At 43.5% G+C, this 18,676-nt stretch carries 17 protein-coding genes, 1 riboswitch and 2 other annotated features; of the genes, 4 read left to right on the forward strand and 13 right to left on the reverse strand.

Translation table 11 applies throughout. From position 1 onward, the window contains the following. Positions 1 to 3 precede the first annotated feature (3 nt). The 9 genes from HMPREF1516_RS07810 to HMPREF1516_RS07860 form a co-directional block, all read right to left on the reverse strand. Positions 4 to 570, reverse strand: a complete 567-nt coding sequence (locus HMPREF1516_RS07810) for an aminodeoxychorismate/anthranilate synthase component II (protein ID WP_033606251.1) — start codon at positions 568 to 570, stop codon at positions 4 to 6. Continuing rightward, complete coding sequence (trpE, locus tag HMPREF1516_RS07815; RefSeq protein WP_033606252.1) at positions 567 to 1,928, reverse strand: anthranilate synthase component I; 1,362 nt, start codon at positions 1,926 to 1,928, stop codon at positions 567 to 569. The genes HMPREF1516_RS07810 and trpE overlap by 4 nt, the downstream gene beginning before the upstream one ends. Before the next feature lie 377 nt (positions 1,929 to 2,305). Next, positions 2,306 to 2,531, reverse strand: a binding site (T-box leader). Beyond that, complete coding sequence (gene trpB / locus HMPREF1516_RS07825; RefSeq protein ID WP_033606253.1) at positions 2,528 to 3,706, reverse strand: tryptophan synthase subunit beta; 1,179 nt, start codon at positions 3,704 to 3,706, stop codon at positions 2,528 to 2,530. (Overlaps the previous feature by 4 nt.) 161 nt (positions 3,707 to 3,867) lie before the next feature. Continuing rightward, positions 3,868 to 4,099, reverse strand: a binding site (T-box leader). Between the two features lie 34 nt (positions 4,100 to 4,133). After that, on the reverse strand, positions 4,134 to 5,363 hold the full coding sequence (locus HMPREF1516_RS07830) for a DegT/DnrJ/EryC1/StrS family aminotransferase (RefSeq protein WP_001134487.1): 1,230 nt from the start codon (positions 5,361 to 5,363) through the stop codon (positions 4,134 to 4,136). Between the two features lie 42 nt (positions 5,364 to 5,405). Then, entirely contained in the window at positions 5,406 to 6,098 is a 693-nt protein-coding gene (locus tag HMPREF1516_RS07835) for a sugar transferase (protein ID WP_000922228.1), read from the reverse strand. Between the two features lie 104 nt (positions 6,099 to 6,202). Continuing rightward, complete coding sequence (locus HMPREF1516_RS07840) at positions 6,203 to 7,945, reverse strand: ABC transporter ATP-binding protein (protein ID WP_001180126.1); 1,743 nt, start codon at positions 7,943 to 7,945, stop codon at positions 6,203 to 6,205. Further along, the gene (locus HMPREF1516_RS07845; RefSeq protein ID WP_033606254.1) at positions 7,935 to 9,680 is read right to left on the reverse strand and encodes an ABC transporter ATP-binding protein; all 1,746 of its coding nucleotides are present in this window, start codon (positions 9,678 to 9,680) and stop codon (positions 7,935 to 7,937) included. The genes HMPREF1516_RS07840 and HMPREF1516_RS07845 overlap by 11 nt, the downstream gene beginning before the upstream one ends. Before the next feature lie 206 nt (positions 9,681 to 9,886). Further along, positions 9,887 to 10,522, reverse strand: a complete 636-nt coding sequence (locus tag HMPREF1516_RS07855) for a DUF421 domain-containing protein (RefSeq protein ID WP_033606255.1) — start codon at positions 10,520 to 10,522, stop codon at positions 9,887 to 9,889. Continuing rightward, positions 10,519 to 10,974 (reverse strand): DUF3290 family protein, encoded by a 456-nt coding sequence (locus tag HMPREF1516_RS07860; RefSeq protein WP_033606256.1) that lies wholly within the window; start codon positions 10,972 to 10,974, stop codon positions 10,519 to 10,521. Before HMPREF1516_RS07860 ends, HMPREF1516_RS07855 begins: the two co-directional genes overlap by 4 nt. A gap of 133 nt (positions 10,975 to 11,107) precedes the next feature. Here HMPREF1516_RS07860 and HMPREF1516_RS07865 point away from each other — a divergent pair, with 133 nt between their 5' ends. The 4 genes from HMPREF1516_RS07865 to HMPREF1516_RS07885 all read left to right on the forward strand — a co-directional run bounded on the left by HMPREF1516_RS07865 (position 11,108) and on the right by HMPREF1516_RS07885 (position 14,738). Continuing rightward, positions 11,108 to 11,935, forward strand: coding sequence for an exodeoxyribonuclease III (locus HMPREF1516_RS07865; RefSeq protein WP_033606285.1), 828 nt, complete (start codon positions 11,108 to 11,110; stop codon positions 11,933 to 11,935). An 11-nt stretch (positions 11,936 to 11,946) separates the two neighbouring features. Next, positions 11,947 to 12,333, forward strand: coding sequence for a bleomycin resistance protein (locus HMPREF1516_RS07870; protein WP_033606257.1), 387 nt, complete (start codon positions 11,947 to 11,949; stop codon positions 12,331 to 12,333). Positions 12,334 to 12,679: 346 nt separating this feature from the next. After that, positions 12,680 to 12,775: riboswitch (purine riboswitch) on the forward strand. Positions 12,776 to 12,894: 119 nt separating this feature from the next. Further along, on the forward strand, positions 12,895 to 13,476 hold the full coding sequence (locus tag HMPREF1516_RS07880; protein ID WP_033606258.1) for a xanthine phosphoribosyltransferase: 582 nt from the start codon (positions 12,895 to 12,897) through the stop codon (positions 13,474 to 13,476). Then, the gene (locus tag HMPREF1516_RS07885; protein ID WP_033606259.1) at positions 13,476 to 14,738 is read left to right on the forward strand and encodes a nucleobase:cation symporter-2 family protein; all 1,263 of its coding nucleotides are present in this window, start codon (positions 13,476 to 13,478) and stop codon (positions 14,736 to 14,738) included. Before HMPREF1516_RS07880 ends, HMPREF1516_RS07885 begins: the two co-directional genes overlap by 1 nt. Positions 14,739 to 14,769: 31 nt before the next feature. Here the strand turns inward: HMPREF1516_RS07885 and HMPREF1516_RS07890 are convergent, their stop codons facing one another. The 4 genes from HMPREF1516_RS07890 to HMPREF1516_RS07905 form a co-directional block, all read right to left on the reverse strand. After that, positions 14,770 to 15,174: a PaaI family thioesterase gene (locus HMPREF1516_RS07890; protein ID WP_033606260.1), complete on the reverse strand. Its 405-nt coding sequence runs from the start codon at positions 15,172 to 15,174 to the stop codon at positions 14,770 to 14,772. 69 nt (positions 15,175 to 15,243) lie between these two features. Then, positions 15,244 to 16,731 carry a UDP-glucose--hexose-1-phosphate uridylyltransferase gene (locus HMPREF1516_RS07895; RefSeq protein WP_033606261.1) on the reverse strand — a complete coding sequence of 496 codons (1,488 nt, stop codon included), beginning with the start codon at positions 16,729 to 16,731 and terminating at the stop codon, positions 15,244 to 15,246. Further along, positions 16,728 to 17,387, reverse strand: coding sequence for an HAD family hydrolase (locus HMPREF1516_RS07900; protein WP_033606262.1), 660 nt, complete (start codon positions 17,385 to 17,387; stop codon positions 16,728 to 16,730). Before HMPREF1516_RS07900 ends, HMPREF1516_RS07895 begins: the two co-directional genes overlap by 4 nt. Before the next feature lie 11 nt (positions 17,388 to 17,398). Then, positions 17,399 to 18,577, reverse strand: coding sequence for a galactokinase (locus tag HMPREF1516_RS07905; RefSeq protein WP_033606263.1), 1,179 nt, complete (start codon positions 18,575 to 18,577; stop codon positions 17,399 to 17,401). Positions 18,578 to 18,676: the final 99 nt, after the last annotated feature.

The following is an 18,676-nucleotide window of genomic DNA, read 5'->3' on the forward strand; positions in this document are numbered from 1 at the left end:
TCCTCACTTTACAACCTTCTCGATAAAATTCCGAATAGAAGACAAGCCATCTGGCGTTCCGATACTTTCTGGATGGTACTGGAATCCATAAATTGGAAGGTTTTTGTGTTGAATTCCCATAATAGCTTGGTCATCAGTCGAACGAGCTGTCACTTCAAAGTCTTCAGGCATTTTTTCAATCAAAATACTGTGATAACGCATGACTGGACGACCATCCTCAATGCCTTGATAGAGAACAGATGGCGCTTCAAAGCTGATATAGCTCTGTTTCCCATGCATGACTTTTGGAGCCAAGCCTAGCTTCCCACCAAAGACTTCTGCGATAGCTTGATGACCCAAACAAATCCCTAGAATTGGCTTCTTACCTGCAAAGTCACGAATCATGTCTTCCATCTTTCCAGCATCAACTGGCCAACCAGGACCAGGAGAAAAGACCAGACCATCTGCTTTTTCAGCTTCTTCATACAGCTTGGGATCATCATTTCTCAAGACCTGCACTTCTGCAAAATTCCCGATGTATTGCGCCAAGTTATAGGTAAAAGAATCATAGTTGTCAATCAATAAAATCATGGTCTTAGTTCTCCAATTCTAGTCATAGATTTTGCCTTGTTAATGGTTTCTTGGTATTCGTTTTTTGCGATAGAGTCGTAGACAATCCCTGCCCCAGCCTGCACATAAGCTGTTTGATTTTTGAGAATCATAGTTCGGATGGCAATGGCGAAGTCCATATCACCCGTCGCAGACAAGTAGCCGATTGCTCCTGCATATACGCCTCGTTTTTCCGTTTCTAGTTCATAGATGCGTCTCATGGCCCGAATCTTTGGTGCTCCTGAAACTGTTCCAGCTGGAAGTGTAGATTTCAAAGCATCCATGGCTGTTAATTCTGGAAGCAAACGCCCTTTCACCACGCTGGTCAAATGCATGACATAGCGGAAAAGCTCCACTTCCATATACTTGGTAACTTGGACACTGGCTGTTTCAGAGATGCGGCCAATATCGTTACGCCCCAAGTCTACCAACATCCGATGTTCTGCTGTTTCCTTCTCATCAGAAAATAAATCAGTTGCCAAGGCCTTGTCCTCTTCATCCGTAGTCCCTCTTGGTCGTGTACCCGCAATTGGATTGGTTGTCACGATGCCATTTTTGACAGAAACCAAACTTTCTGGACTAGCACCGATAATTTGATAATCCCCAAAATCATAGAAATAGAGGTAATTAGATGGATTGGTCACGCGAAGATTTCTGTAGAAGTCAAATGGATTTCCAGTAACCTCTGCTGAGAAACGCTGGCTGAGCACACATTGGAACATATCACCATTACGAATCAAGTCACGAGCGGTTTCGACCATTTGCTCAAACTTATGAGGAGCGATATGCGGTTTGAAGTCCAGCGGAGATAAATCCAAGTCTTCAAATTCATTTGAAGCAGGGATGCGTAATTCCTCCAGCACTTGGTTCAAGGCTTTTTCCAAATCCTCTTGACTGCGATCGCTATATAGAGCATCCTCAATGACATGGATTTTTTCCTTCTTATGGTCAAAGACCATGTAGCTCTCATAGACAAAGAAATGCATGTCTGGCGTCCCAATGGTATCCTCAGGGATTTGGCAAATTTCTTCATAAAGAGAAATCATATCGTAACCGACAAAGCCAATAGCTCCCCCACCAAAAGGGAGGTCTGAATGGTGCTGGCTCTTATGAGTCACATCATAAAGGAAATCCAAAGGATCCCGATCAATCACTTGCCCATTTTGATAGAGGACTCCATTTTCAAACTGAATCTCAAAAACAGGATTATAGGCTAGGATAGAAAAACGAGCGGTTTCCTTGTCTCTCGGAATACTTTCTAAGATCACCTTGTGTTGCCCCTTTAGGCGCATATAAGCCAAGATTGGTGATAAGACATCTCCATGAATGATTCGTTCCATTGTAATTTCCCTTTCAGTTTCTTATTTTTAATTTTTTGTCTTTTTTCTATTTCCCTTAAATAGTGCGGACGGGAGGTAAAATTATCCAGTGGATGATTTTAGAAAACCATAAAATGAAAGACCTAATTTTCGAGCTCCTCGCTCATTCATTTCTAGGCTCAAGCTAAAATAGTTCCCCGAACTATTTTACTCTCAAAAATTCCGTTCTAGAGAAGCATCTTTGCTTCTCTAGAATACCACTATGGCGGGAAATAGCGTTTCAATGCTCACTTCGTTTGCAAATATTTTATAGAAATCTATCTATTGATGAAGCATAATTTAAAACTGATGACCATATCTACGATAAATATATAAAAATCCCCACGCAAAATAACTTGCGTGAGGACGAAATTCGCGGTGCCACCTCAATTATAGGATTTCTCCTATCTCTCATTCCTGTCTCAGAACTTTCCTGTAACAGGCTGTGCGATAAAGGGCACTCCCTTGAGAATTATGTTTTCTTCTCTCGTTTCAGATGGACCCAACCTTACAGCTTTCTCTGCTTGTTTCCAGCAACCACAAGCTCTCTGGGAAAGAAAGTACTGTAATTTTTCCATCTCTTATTTCTTAGCTTCTAGGTAGTCTGCAATCGCAGCTACGTCCTTGTCTCCACGACCAGAGACATTGATGATGATAATGTCATCTTTACTTAGTTTCGGTGCACGTTTAACCGCTTCTGCGATGGCGTGCGAACTTTCAATCGCTGGGATAATCCCTTCTGTCTTACTAAGAAGGAGCAAGGCTTGAACAGCTTCTTCGTCTGTCGCTGCCACATATTCCACGCGACCTGAATCTTTAAAGTAGGCGTGTTCTGGGCCAACCCCTGGATAGTCCAAACCAGCTGAGATAGAGTAAACTGGCGCCAGCTCTCCGTCTTCCTTAAAGACTGCATAGGTCTTCATACCATCGACAATTCCGACACTACCCTTTGTCATAGTGGCTGCATGCTTGTCTGTGTCAAGTCCGTGACCGGCAGCTTCGACCCCAACCAATTTGACTTCTTCATCAGCCACATACTGTGAAAAAGCACCGATAGCATTGGAACCACCACCTACACAGGCAATGACGTAGTCTGGTAAACGGCCTTCTTTTCCCAAGATTTGACGACGAGATTCTTCACTGATGACCTTTTGAAACTCATGGACAATAGTAGGATAAGGGTGAGGTCCCACAGCCGATCCCAAAACATAGAAGGCTTCAAGGTCATTCATCCATGCTCCAAAGGCTGCATCGACCGCATCCTTGAGAGTTCGTGTCCCCGTTTCAACCGCGTGAACAGTTGCTCCCATCATCTCCATGCGGAAAACATTGAGACGTTGACGCTCCACATCTTCTGCCCCCATGTAGACATCACAGGCCATACCAAACTTAGCTGCAGCAGCTGCTGTCGCAACACCGTGCTGACCAGCTCCTGTTTCTGCGATCACTCGTTTTTTGCCCATACGTTTGGCAAGAAGAATTTGTCCTAAAACATTGTTGAGCTTGTGAGAACCAAGGTGGTTAAGATCTTCGCGCTTGAGATAAATCTTAGCACCACCTAAGTGATCTGTCAAACTTTCCGCAAAATAGAGTGGTGTTTCGCGACCTGAATAATCCTTCAAGTAATGGCGAAATTCTGCCAAAAATTCTGGATCATCCTTGTACTTGTCAAATGTCACTTCCAACTCATCCAACAAAGCCTGAATCGGCTCCGGTACAAAACTACCACCAAATTGTCCAAAATAACCTTTAGTTGTCATAAATTTTTCCTCTTTCCATATTAATTCGGCTTTTTGTTTGCTTTTAGTAGTAGGCAAGGAGCTGCAGATAGAACTCAAGTTCATCAAAGCGACTTAACGCCCTAATAAAAGATAAACAAAATGACCGAAAGAAAAAAGCCCACACACAGAATCTACTTCCATGTGAGGGCGTTGGTAACGCGGTGCCACCTCAATTGTAAAGGGACTATCCCCCTTTACATCTCTGCCTTGTCTAACAACAAGTTGCACTATAAGGTGTGCGCACCGAATTTTCATTGTTTCAAATTCATTTTTAAAATCAGCCCACTTTCACTACTTCCAACCACCTGTTCACAATCACCACAGGCTCCCTGAAGATCGAATATAGTTACTTTTCTGATTTATTGAGAATATTATATGTTATTGTTCTATCTTTGTCAAGATTTTTTTATGATTTTTTTCCTGAACCGAGTATTTCTTCGGAAATTCTCACCAAAGTCTGAACGATATAATCAACCTCATCATCACTTAATTTTGTATGAAGAGGGAGCGTAATTTCATTTTCAAAGAAGGCATAGGCTCTTGGATAATCTGCCATATCAAAGCCAAGATTCTTATAAGCTGTCAAGAGAGGAAGCGGTTTGTAGTGTACATTACTTGCAATTCCTGCTTTGGCCAATTCTTGGATAATACGATTACGCTCTTCTAGACTAGCACCTTCTACATGGGTGATGTAGAGGTGACGACAAGATTCGACAGTATCAGTCTTGTGTGCCAGTGGGTGAATACGAGTACCCGCAAAGCCACGATTATAGCGATCCACGATGTCCTTACGACGTTGTAGCAAACCAGGGTAACGATCCAATTGTACCAAACCTATCGAAGCCATGATATCCGTCATGTTGCACTTATAGGCTGGTGTTACGATATCGTACTCCCATGAACCCAATTGCATCTTAGCAAGAGCATCCTTAGTCTGACCATGAAGGGAAAGGATTTGGAATTCCTTGTACATTTCTTCGTCGTCAATCGCTGGATTGGCCTTCCAAGTCGCACTTCCTCCCTCAGCCGTTGTAAAGTTTTTAACGGCATGGAATGAGAAGGAAGTAAAGTCAGCGATAGAGCCCGCAGGGTGTCCTTTATAAGTTGATCCCAAAGCATGGGCACTATCAGAGACAAGCACAATACGGTTAAAGACCTTTTGCCACTTACTTGAAGCAGTAAAGAGATCGCGTTTCTTCTCCACAATTTGGAACAAACGATCATAGTTGCAAACAATCCCTGCAAGGTCTACTGGGATGATCACCTTAGTTTTCTCAGTAATAGCTTGCTCAAGCAAGTCATAATCCATCTCAAACGTATCTGCTTGAATATCCACCATGACAGGTGTTGCTCCTACGTGAGTGATGACACTACATGAAGCTGTATAGGTCATGGCTGGAACGATGACTTCATCACCTGGTCCCACTTCCAAAACACGTAAAATCAACTCAAGAGCCGCAGTCGCAGAGTTGAGACAGACAGTCTTAGGTGTCTGTGTGTAAAGAGACAAGCGACGCTCCAGTTCTTTTGTCTTCGGACCTGTTGTGATCCAACCAGAACGAAGGGTATCCGCTACTTCAGCAATTTCTGCTTCTGTAATATCGGGTGGTGAAAATGGAATATTGTAATTTGGCATTGATTTGCTCCTTTTATCTGTACTCATTTTCTCATGACTACTTTATTTTAGTACCTCAAACACGGTTTGAAACATGATTTTGATGTCTCCAAGGAAACTAAACTCTCGGAGATAGGCGAGGTTATAGCGCATCTTTTCAGGAAGGACATGTTCGACATAGGCCTGGTCAACTGACAGACCTTTCTCCGTCATTTGACTGATGATCGTGTCCTCATCCTTGTAGTTGATACTAGCTGGAGAGGTGATTCCTGCTGGCAAGAGCAAGGTCGCCATCATTTCAGGACTATACTGCTCCGTGTAGCGTGGCACCTCAGGTCGTGTCCCAACAAAGGACATCTCGCCTTTAAGGACATTCACTAGCTGAGGTAGTTCGTCCAAGCGCACACGGCGAATGAAATTTCCCACTTTGGTAATACGGCTATCGTTAGCAGAAGTCACTAGACTTCCTTTTTTATCCGCATCCGTTACCATAGTACGGAACTTCCAAATCTTGAACGAACGGTTGTACTGGGTCACGCGCTCTTGCTTGTAAATGACAGGTCCCTTGCTATCCAACTTGATCCAAATGCTCAAGATAAGAAAGATGGGAGAAGTCAAAATCAGTAAAACCAAGGCCAGAACCCAGTCCAGACAACGCTTGAAGATCAGCGAACCTTTCCTTTTAGAGACAAGCTGGTAGTAAGACTCAACCTCGCTTGATTGCATTTCCACGGGCAAGTCTTCCCATTTCAGCATGCTGTTTCTCCTTTGTTTTTATTATACTATTTGTCAACATTTTTCATTATACCACAAAATGGAAAAGGCGGTGCAAGAAATCTGTAATTTAGAGGAATTCTTCTTTAGGTAAGAGCCCCTGCCTGCAAACTATACATCTTGTGATAGGTTCCTCCCAAGGCCAAGAGTTCCTCATGGGTTCCACTCTCAATGATGCGTCCCTTGTCCAAAACATAAATGCAGTTGGCGTCCTGGATGGTCGAAAGGCGGTGGGCGATGGCAATGGTCGTCCGTCCTTTTCTCATTTTAGCCAGAGAATCCTGAACCAAACTTTCTGTCTCCGAGTCAATATTGGCTGTCGCTTCATCCAAAATCAAGATTTTAGGCTGACTGGCGACTGTTCTGGCAAAGGCAAGAAGCTGGCGCTGACCAGTAGAAAAGCTCGAACCACGCTCGGAAACAGGGGCATCATAACCCAGCGGAAGGTCCTGAATAAAGGAATCTGCATCGACAAAGGCAGCTGCAGCCTGAATCTCTTCATCACTAAGTTCTTGATACATGGCAATATTGGACTTGATAGTCCCGTGATAGAGGAAGGGATCCTGTAAGACCAGACCGATGTTCTTTCTCAGCTCTTCCTGACTGTAGTTTCGGATATCCACACCATCCAAGAGAACGCGGCCTGACTGAAATTCATAAAAACGCATGAGGACATTGATAATCGAAGATTTCCCAGAACCTGTATGTCCTACAAAGGCAATGGTTTCTCCCTTGTTAACAGAGAAAGAAATATCATCTAGGATCTGGTGTTTGCCATCATATGAGAAGCACACATGTTCAAAACGGATATTGCCGTCTTGGACTTTGGCTTGCCCATCTTCTTGAAGAGGTTCATAGGTCGTCTCATCAATCAAGGCAAAGACACGGCCTGCAGACACCATGGAAGTTTGAAGGGTTGAAAAGTTTTGCGTCACCTCAATCAGGGGATCAAAAAGACGGTTGATGTACTGGATAAAGGCATACATGGTTCCGGCCGTTATCCCGATAGAAAGACCACGGTAACCAAAGTAGGCCATCAAAACGGCGTAGCCTAGGAGTTTCAGCAAACTCATGGCAGGTCGTAAAAAGAGGGCGTCCAAGGCTACAGAACGGTTGGCGTAGACCAAGTGTTCTTGGTTGATTTCATCAAATTCTGCCTGCAGGCGCTTCTCTTGATTGAAGGCTTGGATAATTCTGATCCCTTCAATACTTTCTGCTAGCTTGCTATTGATATCCGACAAGAGACTTCTAGTTTTTTCGATGACTTTCACTGACTTTTTCCGATAGAGATTGACCAAAAGGAAAATCAAGGGTAGAAATAGCAAAACTAAAGCTGTCAAACGAAAATCCAGCACCAACATGGTATACAGAGTTGTCAGAAAGATAAAAACTGCTGAGATAAAGCTGGATAAAATCCCTGAAAACATATCACTGATAGTCTCGGTATCATTGGTCAAACGAGAGACGATGGAACCTGCTGGCGTCTTGTCAAAATAAGACATGCCCAGTTTCTCCATATTGGCAAAGGCATCTCGACGAATATCTCTGACAATAGTGTAGGACACCCTCGCAAAGAGAAGATTGCCAACATACTGGACCAAAGTTTGCAGGATATAGAGGCCATAGTAGGCTAATAAAACTGTAATAGCAAACTGATTGAGATTGCTGAGGTACTGGTCGATAAAGTGGGAAGCTACAAGGGGAATGACACTTTTAATGACCGTCGTCGCAAGGAGAAAACTGAGTGCCAAAAAGGTCAGGAGTCCATAGGGCTTGAGATAAGACATCAAGCGCTTCAATACAGCCCATTGTTCTTGCTTATTCTGCATCTTCTTCTCCTTTCATTTCCAACTGCTGAGACTGGTAGGTTTGGGCATACCAGCCATCTAGAGCTAGCAGGTCTTCGTGCGTACCTCGTTCGATAATCTGTCCATTTTGCAGAACTAAAATCAAATCTGCATGGACGACTGCACTGAGACGATGGGCTGTGATGATAGTTGTCTTATCCTTCCGCATCTCCTTGAGATTGTCGATGATCGCATACTCTGTCTTGGCATCCACGGCTGACAAGGAATCATCTAAAATCAAGATATCAGGGTCTAAAATCATCGCCCGACTCATAGCCAGGCGTTGCTTTTGACCACCAGAAAGACTGACTCCCTTTTCACCGATAACTGTATCAAATCCCTGAGGCATGGCTACAATATCTTGGTAAACTTGGGCTAGCTTAGTCGCTTCCTCGACTGCTGAAAGGGGCAAGTTAGGATTTCCAAAGCGGATATTGTCTAAAATCGAAGTCGCAAAGAGGAACTGGTCCTGAGGAACATAGCCCATGAGACTACGAAGGTCTGTCAGACGATAGTCCCGAATATCGTGACCGTTTAGGTAAATAGCTCCCTTATCCACATCGTATTCTCGCAAGAGAAGCTTGATCAAGGATGTTTTCCCAGAGCCTGTCTGTCCGACCAAGCCAAGAGTTTCCCCTTTTTCCAAACTAAAGTGAATATCCGTCAGTGTTTCCTCATTTTCAAAGGCAAAACTATCAATATCGTACTCCAAGCGTCCATTTTCAATACCGTCCAGAGGACATTCAGGATCTTTTACAGGTGATTCCTGAGATAAAAGTTCCTCAATCCGTTGGTAAGAAACCTTGCCTCGCTGAGTGATATTAAAGAGGAAGCCAATGGCCATAAGAGGCCAGACCAACATATCCAAGTAGCTGATAAAGGTAACCAGATTCCCAACCGTGATTTGCCCTTTCTGAACCATCAAAGAGCCGACCAAGAGGGTTAAAACATAGGACGAACCAACAAACAAGAGAACCATGGGGTCAAAGAGACTATCGTATTTCATGGTTTGCAGGTTCTTTTGGAAGGTCAATTCATTTACTGCTTGAAAGGACTTCAACTCGTCCGCCTGATAACCGAAAGACTTGGTCACCTTGATACCTGATACAGACTCCTGCACCTTGTTATTAAGTTCGGAAAAGGCTGCCTGTGACTCGCCAAAGGCCTTGTGGGTCTTTCTCCCTAGACGACTAGTCGCATAAGCCATGAAAGGCAGGGGAAGAATAGCAACAAGAGTCATCTGCCAAGAAATGCTAAAAAGCATGGTCAGCAAAGTCACCAGCGCCGTGATGGAAGCATCCACTGCTGACATGACTCCTCCACCTGCAAGACGAGTCAAGGCATTGATATCATTGGTGGCGTGTGCCATCAAGTCCCCCGTCCGATAGGTCTGATAAAAGGCTGGCGACATTTTAGTAAAATGCTCAAACAAGCGAGACCGCATAATCTGCCCCAAACGATAGGAAGTTCCAAGAATATACATGCGCCAAACATAGCGCAGATAGTACATCCCAAAGGCTGCCAGCAGTAGATAAAATAGATTAAGAAGGAGGGCCTGCTGGGTTAATTGTCCCGACGTAATGGCATCAATCACCCGTCCCATAACCATGGGAGGAATGAGATTGAGGACGGAAACCAAGATCAAGGCCACAATCCCGACTAAATAACGGCGCTTTTCCAACTTGAAAAACCACCAGAGTTTTTGAATAATGGACATAAAATCCCTTTCTGATTGCAAATGGAAACCTGAGGCCAAGACTCAATGAAAATCAAAGAGCAAACTAGGAAACTAGCCGCAGGCTGCTCAAAGCACTGCTTTGAGGTTGTAGATAGAACTGACGAAGTCAGTAACCTACATACGGCAAGGCGGCATTGATGCAGTTTGAATTTGATTTTTGAAGAGTACAAGACCCCAGGTTTTTCTTATTCATAAGTTACGACTGAGACGACACCCTTGTCATACTCAGCGATAAAGATATTGGCCACATTGTCATGCCCTTGTTTGCTGAGATTATCAAGCAACCACTCTTCGCTACGGTCAATATATTCCAAAACATCGACTTGGATCACACCGTCAGTCACAACTGGATACTTAGGATTTTCATCTCCCATTTGGACCACGATGAGTTGGCCATTTTGCTCATGCACAGCTCGTTTGACCTGTTTCATCTGGAAAATTCCCTGGCTACGAAGTTTGAGAGCAACTTCTGCTGCAGACAAACCAACTGAACGACAGGCTTCTGGGTCAATCTGCCCATTTTTGATAAGGAGAGTTGGTTTTCCATCAATCAAGCGTTTGACAAAACGAACATTGTTATTGAGCCACTTGAGGGTCAAGACCAAAATCGTCCACATCATCAAAATCACTGCGTACTGCAGAATGCTGATTGAACTATTGTAAATCACCCCACCGATGATACCACCAAGAACATAGTTCTGAATTTGGTCTGTAGCAGAGTTAGGTGCTAGATTCCCCTTTCCTGTCACATTAATAACAAAAACAAGAGAGAAAAGACCCAAGGCCAGTTTGATTAAAATTTCCATATAATTGAGTGTCATTTGTTTACCTCCACCAATTCAATAGCGTCTGTTTGATGCAATTCTAATTTCTCTAAAAGATACTTGTCTGGTTGGCTCCCGTTCATGGCACGATAGAAATTTGAACCTACCTTGATAAGTGCTCCATCAGTGGCTGCAGAAGTATTGACATAAACTTCTGATTTATCCACTCCCAAGTCTTTGGAAACAACCTCTATGAAATGAAGGGAAGTTTGAAATTGGTTGTTAGAGGCTTGATTGGTCTGGTATTTTGAGATTGTTACCAAAAGCATGGCTACCAAGGTCAAGGCCAAAATCATGACCAATTCCCGAAACTTAGTCCCCTTTTTATCTCGATAGGCTTTAAAAGCAAAAAATCCTGTGATAGCTAGGAGCACAATCCCAAAGCCAATCATGATGCCATTTTGCTGACCAATTTGGCTGAGGACATAGTCATATGAGTAAAATTTCATTTATTTTCACTCCCTTTCATAAAATCATTCTTAATTATAAACGAAAGAGAGTGATTTTTCAAGCCATACGTTGGGGAAATGGACCTTTTTTTGGTATAATAAAATCTATAATCTGAATGAAAAAGGTAACTTTATGAAACTCATCTCATGGAATATTGATTCCCTCAATGCTGCCCTAACTAGTGACTCAACTCGTGCCAAATTGTCCCAAGAAGTACTACAAACCTTGGTCGCTGAAAATGCTGATATCATCGCTATCCAAGAAACCAAGCTTTCTGCCAAGGGTCCTACTAAAAAACACTTGGAAATTTTAGCTGAACTCTTTCCAAACTACGAAAACACGTGGCGTTCTTCTCAAGAACCTGCCCGCAAAGGCTATGCTGGAACCATGTTCCTTTATAAGAAAGAACTCACACCCACTGTCACTTTTCCAGAAATCGGTGCCCCTTCTACCATGGACTTAGAAGGTCGCATCATCACTCTAGAATTTGATGAATTTTTCGTGACCCAAGTTTACACTCCAAACGCTGGCGACGGCCTCAAACGTTTGGAAGAACGCCAAGTCTGGGATGTCAAATATGCGGAGTACTTGGCTGAACTAGACAAAGAAAAACCAGTCCTTGCGACCGGTGACTACAATGTAGCCCACAATGAAATTGACCTTGCAAATCCTGCCAGCAACCGCCGTTCACCTGGATTTACCGACGAGGAACGTGCTGGATTTACCAACCTCTTGGCAACTGGATTTACTGACACCTTCCGCCATATTCACGGCGATGTCCCAGAGCGTTATACTTGGTGGGCGCAACGCAGCAAGACTTCTAAAATCAACAATACAGGCTGGAGAATCGACTACTGGCTCACTAGCAACCGCGTTGCTGACAAGGTGACCAAGTCTGACATGATTGACTCGGGTGCGCGTCAAGACCATACGCCGATTGTATTGGAAATTGAACTCTAAGGAGAAAGCTAATGGACTATCAAGCTGTCATTCCTGAATTTGTAGTATCTGACCTCGAAAAGTCACGCCACTTCTACTGCAACTTGCTGGGATTTTCTGTCGAATACGAGCGTCCAGAGGAGAAATTTCTCTTCCTCTCGCTTGAAGACTGCCAACTTATGCTAGAAGAAGGCAGCACAAAAGAATTAGCCCAACTAACCTATCCTTTCGGGCGCGGTGTCAATATTTCCTTTGGCATTGAAGATGTCCCTCAGCTCCACCAAAAACTGCTGGAGGCCAACTATCCTATTTATCGTCCGCTGACCAAAAGAGAATTTCGAGTGGGAGATAGCTTTATTTACCCTCATGAATTTGCCGTTTTGGATCCAGATGGTTATTTTCTAAGATTTAGCGAATAGAAAAATAGAGACTGGAAAAATCTTTCAAATCAGAAAAAGGCATATTGTCAGGTCTTGAAAAATCCTGATAATGTGCCTTTTATGATGAAAAAATCTTCTAATACTCTTCGAAAATCTCTTCAAACCACGTCAGCTTCCATCTGCAACCTCAAAACAGTGTTTTGAGCAACCTGCGGCTAGCTTCCTAGTTTGCTCTTTGATTTTCATTTAGTATAAATGTTAGCCTACAATTGAGCTTTTGCTCTTTTTTGTTCAATTTGTTCGTTTTTTATATCTAAACATTAACAAAATATTTGATTTATAAAGTTAATTAGTGTAAAATAAAAACATTGGCGTCAGCTTATTTAAAATTGAATATCATTTTACTTGTTTATGTCGTGAATTGGCACGACGTTTCTACAAGGTGCCGGAACACCTAACAATGAGTAAGTCTGCTGAAGGTATGGGTTGGGCCATACCTGTTTGGAGAGCTTGCTTATCTGTTAAGTAGGCTCTTTTTCTATTTCCTGCCAGAATCTCTAAACAAGCAAATGAATCATCTTTTAGACTTTAGGAGGTCTTATGAAATTATTAGAAGAGCGCATCCTCGAGGATGGGCATATCTTGGGGGACAACATCCTCAAGGTGGATTCCTTTTTAACCCACCAAGTTGACTTTAGCTTGATGCGAGAGATTGGTAAGGTTTTTGCGGAAAAATTCGCAACTGCTGGCATTACCAAGGTCGTAACCATTGAAGCTTCAGGGATCGCCCCAGCTGTTTTTACAGCAGAAGCCTTAGATGTTCCCATGATTTTCGCAAAGAAAGCTAAAAACATCACTATGAACGAAGGCATCTTAACTGCTGAGGTTTACTCCTTTACCAAGCAGGTGACGAGCACAGTTTCCATCGCTGGGAAATTCCTCTCACCTGAGGACAAGGTCTTGATTATCGATGATTTCCTAGCAAATGGACAAGCTGCCAAAGGCTTGATCCAAATCATCGAACAGGCCGGAGCAAAAGTCGAAGCCATCGGCATTGTTATCGAAAAATCCTTCCAGGATGGTCGTGATTTGCTCGAGAAAGCTGGCTATCCAGTTCTATCACTGGCCCGTTTGGAACGTTTTGAAAACGGTCAGGTCGTATTTAAGGAGGCAGATCTCTAATGCAACAACAAGAAAAACACTCGCAAGCCGCGGTTCTAGGGCTTCAGCACCTTCTCGCAATGTACTCAGGCTCTATCCTGGTTCCCATCATGATTGCGACAGCTCTGGGCTATTCAGCTGAACAGTTGACCTACTTAATTTCCACAGATATCTTCATGTGTGGGGTAGCTACCTTCCTTCAACTCCAACTCAACAAACACTTTGGTGTTGGACTACCAGTCGTTCTTGGAGTTGCTTTCCAGTCAGTCGCTCCTTTGATTATGATTGGTCAGAGCCACGGTAGTGGGGCCATGTTTGGTGCCCTTATCGTATCAGGAATCTATGTGGTTCTGATTTCAGGTATTTTCTCAAAAGTGGCCAATCTCTTCCCATCTATCGTAACAGGATCTGTTATTACGACCATCGGACTAACTTTGATTCCTGTCGCTATCGGAAATATGGGAAATAACGTTCCAGAGCCAACTGGTCAAAGTTTGCTTCTAGCTAGCATTACGGTTCTGATTATCCTCTTGATTAATATCTTTACCAAAGGCTTTATCAAGTCCATCTCTATTTTGATTGGCTTGGTCGTTGGGACTGCTATTGCCGCCACCATGGGCTTGGTTGATTTCTCCCCTGTTGCAGCAGCACCGCTTGTCCATGTCCCAACTCCCCTCTACTTTGGGGTGCCAACCTTTGAAATCTCTTCTATCGTCATGATGTGTATCATCGCAACGGTTTCCATGGTGGAGTCGACTGGTGTTTACCTAGCCTTGTCAGATATTACCAATGATCCAATCGACAGCACGCGCCTTCGCAACGGTTACCGCGCAGAAGGTTTGGCCGTACTTCTCGGAGGAATCTTTAACACCTTCCCTTACACAGGATTTTCACAAAATGTTGGCTTGGTCAAATTGTCTGGTATCAAGACCCGTCTGCCAATCTATTATGCAGCTGGTTTCCTAGTCCTCCTTGGACTCCTACCTAAGTTTGGTGCCCTTGCCCAAATCATTCCAAGTCCTGTCCTTGGTGGTGCCATGCTGGTGATGTTTGGTTTTGTTTCCCTTCAAGGGATGCAAATCCTAGCGCGCGTTGATTTTGCTAACAATGAACACAACTTCCTTATCGCAGCTGTTTCCATCGCTGCTGGTGTAGGTCTAAACAACAGTAATCTCTTCGTCAGCATGCCGACAGCTTTCCAAATGTTCTTCTCAAACGGAATCGTCGTAGCCAGCATACTGGCCATTGTCCTCAATGCAGTATTAAACAGGAAGAAGAAATAAGAAAAAGAGGTGTGAGCCTCTTTTTTGTTTCTTATATCCTTACCTGTCTTTCTTCTGACCTTTGTCCTGTGACAAACATGGTAAAGGTGGCTTTGCAGACATTTCTGCCTTCTTGATTGGTGATATCAACATCTACCACACAGGTTGTGCGTCCATGATGGACACATTCTCCTTTAATGGTCAGCACATCGTCGAGTTTTCCTGCCTTGAGGTAGTTGATAGAGGATTGGAGCGTCACTCCATCAAGCCCCAACGAGATAACCACTAGACCACTAATCTGGTCACAAAGGGTAAAGAGATAGCCACCATGGGCATTGCCATAGTAGTTGAGCGACGAGTCCACTACTTTTGTCGTCACCACAACCTGACCATCTCTCATTTTTTCTATTTCGTAATTTTCAAAGGCAGATATAGCGTCAAAATGCAAATCTTTCATCGTTTCCTCCTGATATTTCAAACGACACTATGATACTACTTTTTATAGGACTGTGCAAGGAGAAAGCTCCTAGTCTGGCACAATTCCGACCTGTTCTACAAAGCGCATAAAGGCTGCTTGTCCTTGTTCTGTCTGCTTGTAAACCCCTGCGTCCTCCAAAACACGCGCAAAGATAGCACCCACAGAGTCCTTGACGATTTCAAGGGCTTTTTCTTTATCTGCTAGATCTGGATGTTGGGCTTTGAGCTGGTCTGCCCATTCCTGATGATAGTCTGCAACTGCTTCACCATCTCCTACAAGATAGCTGGCGACTTGCTCCACTTCTGCTTTCAAACGAGGTGGCAAGATAGCCAAGCCCATGACCTCAATCAAGCCGATATTTTCCTTCTTGATATGTTGGACATCCTTGTGGGGATGATAGATACCATCAGGATGCTCTGCTGAAGTTTGATTGTCTCGCAAGACCAAGTCCAACTCAAACTGTCCATCGCGTTTACGAGCAATGGGTGTAATGGTGTGATGCGGTGTCCCGTCTGTCTCTGCTAAAATCTGCACTTCAGGGTCTGAATACTGTCGCCATTCCTGCAAAATCTTATCAGCCAAGTTGATCAAATCCTCTTTAGAATCCGAGGTCAAACGTAGCACTGACATAGGCCACTTGACAATCCCAGCCTTGACCTTCTCAAAACCAGCAAATCGGAAAGTCTTTTGCAAGGGAGCCAATTCCATAGGAAATACGTGACGGCCTCCTTGATAGTGGTCATGGGTGAGAATAGAGCCTCCCACAATCGGCAGGTCGGCATTTGAGCCCGCAAAATAGCCTGGAAACTGGTCTACGATAGCTAGCAGGCGCTCAAAGCTTTGACGATTGATAGCCATGGGCCGATGCTGATCATCTAAGAAGATACAGTGCTCATTAAAATAAGCATAGGGCGAATACTGGAATCCCCACTCCTGACCCGCCATTTCAAAACGGATAATGCGGTGATTGCTACGAGCTGGATGGTTAACCCGACCATGGTAGCCCTCATTCTCTATACAAAGCTGACACTGGGGATAATTGCTAGCTTGCACCAACTTGGCCGCCGCAATCTCCTTTGGATCCTTTTCAGGCTTAGAGAGGTTAATGGTAATCTCAAGTTCTCCATAGTCAGATGGAACGCGATAAGCGATATTCTTAGAAATAGCCTTGAGCTTGATGTAGTCATTTTTCTGGCTGAGCTGGTAAAAATCCCCTATCGCCTGCTCAGGAGAGTGAGCATAAGTTGTCCAAAAGTCACGATTAACCTGACTTGGACAAGGAGTTACCAAGTCCATCAGTTCAGAACCGAGGATTTCACGCGCAGTCTGACTGTCCTCAATCGTCTCTAATCGAACCGCTTCCTCGACTAACTGGTCCTTGAGGTCAATCAACTCATCTAGATCAGTCTCAACTTCCAAAACACCTTCACCCACTCGCGCCAAAACACGATTGGTTAGGTAGATTCGATCCATTTCCTCAAATGAACTTCCAGCAATGACTTCCGTGATAAATGCATCTAGAATTCCCTGACTCATTGATTCTCCTTCTTACTTTCTAAATAGTCTCTGACAGCATCTAAATCCTGAAAAACTTGTTCTGTTTTATTTAAGAAAGACTGTGCTGGCATTTTTAAGTCTGGAATACAAATAACTGGTATCCCAGCTCTATACGCTGCTTCAATCCCTGCTTCACTATCCTCTAATACTAAGCAATTCTCTGGTAAAACATTCAAATCAATACAGGCCTTTAAAAATATATCAGGGTATGGTTTACTTCGCTTTACATCTTTTGCAAAAACTAGATGGTCAAATAGGGACAGTATACCATTACTATCCAAAATCATTCTAGCTCTAGATTCAACACTTGAAGTTGCTAGAGCGATTGGAATACCTTCTCTTTGCAAAAAAGCAAGCAAATTTTTAGCACCTTTTTTTAAATTTACACCTTTGGCTAATATTCGAGCTTCCAGTTCATAAACTTTTTCCAAGGTTTGGTCAAAGTTCCAAGGTAAATCATAGGTATCTAAAAATCGTTGAACATTCTCCTCTTCCCTATGTCCACTGTATTCTCTAGAATATGTTTCTTCTGTGAAAAGAATTCCAAAATCTTTAAGCAATTCTTGATAAACTTTTAGAGAAATGATCTCAGTATCAGCTAATAAGCCATCTAAATCAAATATTACAGCGTCCATTTACTTCTCTCCTAGTCTACAACGCGAGTGCCACCTGCAACTTCAGCGATATAGAAGCTTGGAGCGTATCCAACGACTTCCTCGTAGTGCTTGCCTACAGCTTCCTTAAAGGCCTCAACAGCTTCTTTTTGCACCAAGGCAATGGCACAGCCACCAAAACCTGCTCCTGTCATACGAGCACCAAGAACACCTTCCTGAGCCCAAGCTGTGTGAACAAGAGTATCCAATTCCAAGCCAGTTACTTCATAGTCATGTTCTAGAGAAACGTGAGAAGCATTCATCAAGCGACCAAATGTTTCCAAATCACCTGCTTGAAGGGCTGCTTGAGCTTTAAGAGTACGTTGGTTTTCAAGCACAGCATGGCGAGCACGTTTTAAACGATTTTCGTCTTTGATCAGGTAGCTATATTGATCAAAGGCCCACTCGTCCAATTCACCCAAGGTCTGAATATCCAAGGCAGCTTGCAATTCTTCCACAGCTTTTTCACACTCAGCACGACGTTCATTGTATTTAGAGTCCGCCAGTTCACGACGTTTGTTGGTGTTCATGATAACAACGACATTGTCCTTCAAATCAAGTGGCACCAAGTCGTATTCTAGAGTGTTGGTATCTAGGTAAATGGCACGTTGGTCAGCACCCATTCCGATGGCAAACTGGTCCATGATACCAGAGTTTACTCCGATAAAGTTGTTTTCTGTTTGTTTTCCGATTTTAACCAAATCCAAACGGTCTAGTTTTAAATCAAAGAGATGCTCTGCCACGACCCCTGTCAAGAGTTCCAAGGATGCCGATGATGACAAACCAGCACCATTTGGGATATTCCCATAAACATAAAAATCAAATCCTTTGTCAATCACATGTCCAGCTTCTTGCAAGAAATGAAGAACACCTTTTGGATAGTTGGTCCAGCTGTGCTCTTTTTCAAACTTGAGGTCAGCAAGAGGCACTTCGATGATACCCTTGTCCTCAAAGTTGGCTGAGTAGAAACGCAAGACTTTGTCGTCACGTTTGCGAGCTGCACCGTATGTTCCCAAGGAAATAGCCGCTGGAAAAACGTGCCCGCCATTGTAATCCGTGTGTTCACCAATCAAATTGATACGACCTGGTGAAAAGAAGGTTTGGTCTGCTTCTTGACCAAAAACGGCAAGAAAGTCTTTGCGAAGGGCTTCAGCAGTAAGATCTTGTGTCATATAAATTCTCCTTTGACTGTCCGTTAAGTCACCTTAACGTGTAATCGTTTTCTTCTATTGTATCCAAGGGAGTTGCCAAGGTCAATCCTTTTTACTAAA

The sequence above is a fragment of the Streptococcus sp. CM6 genome (genome assembly GCF_000526095.1).
Lineage (GTDB): Bacteria > Bacillota > Bacilli > Lactobacillales > Streptococcaceae > Streptococcus > Streptococcus oralis_BW.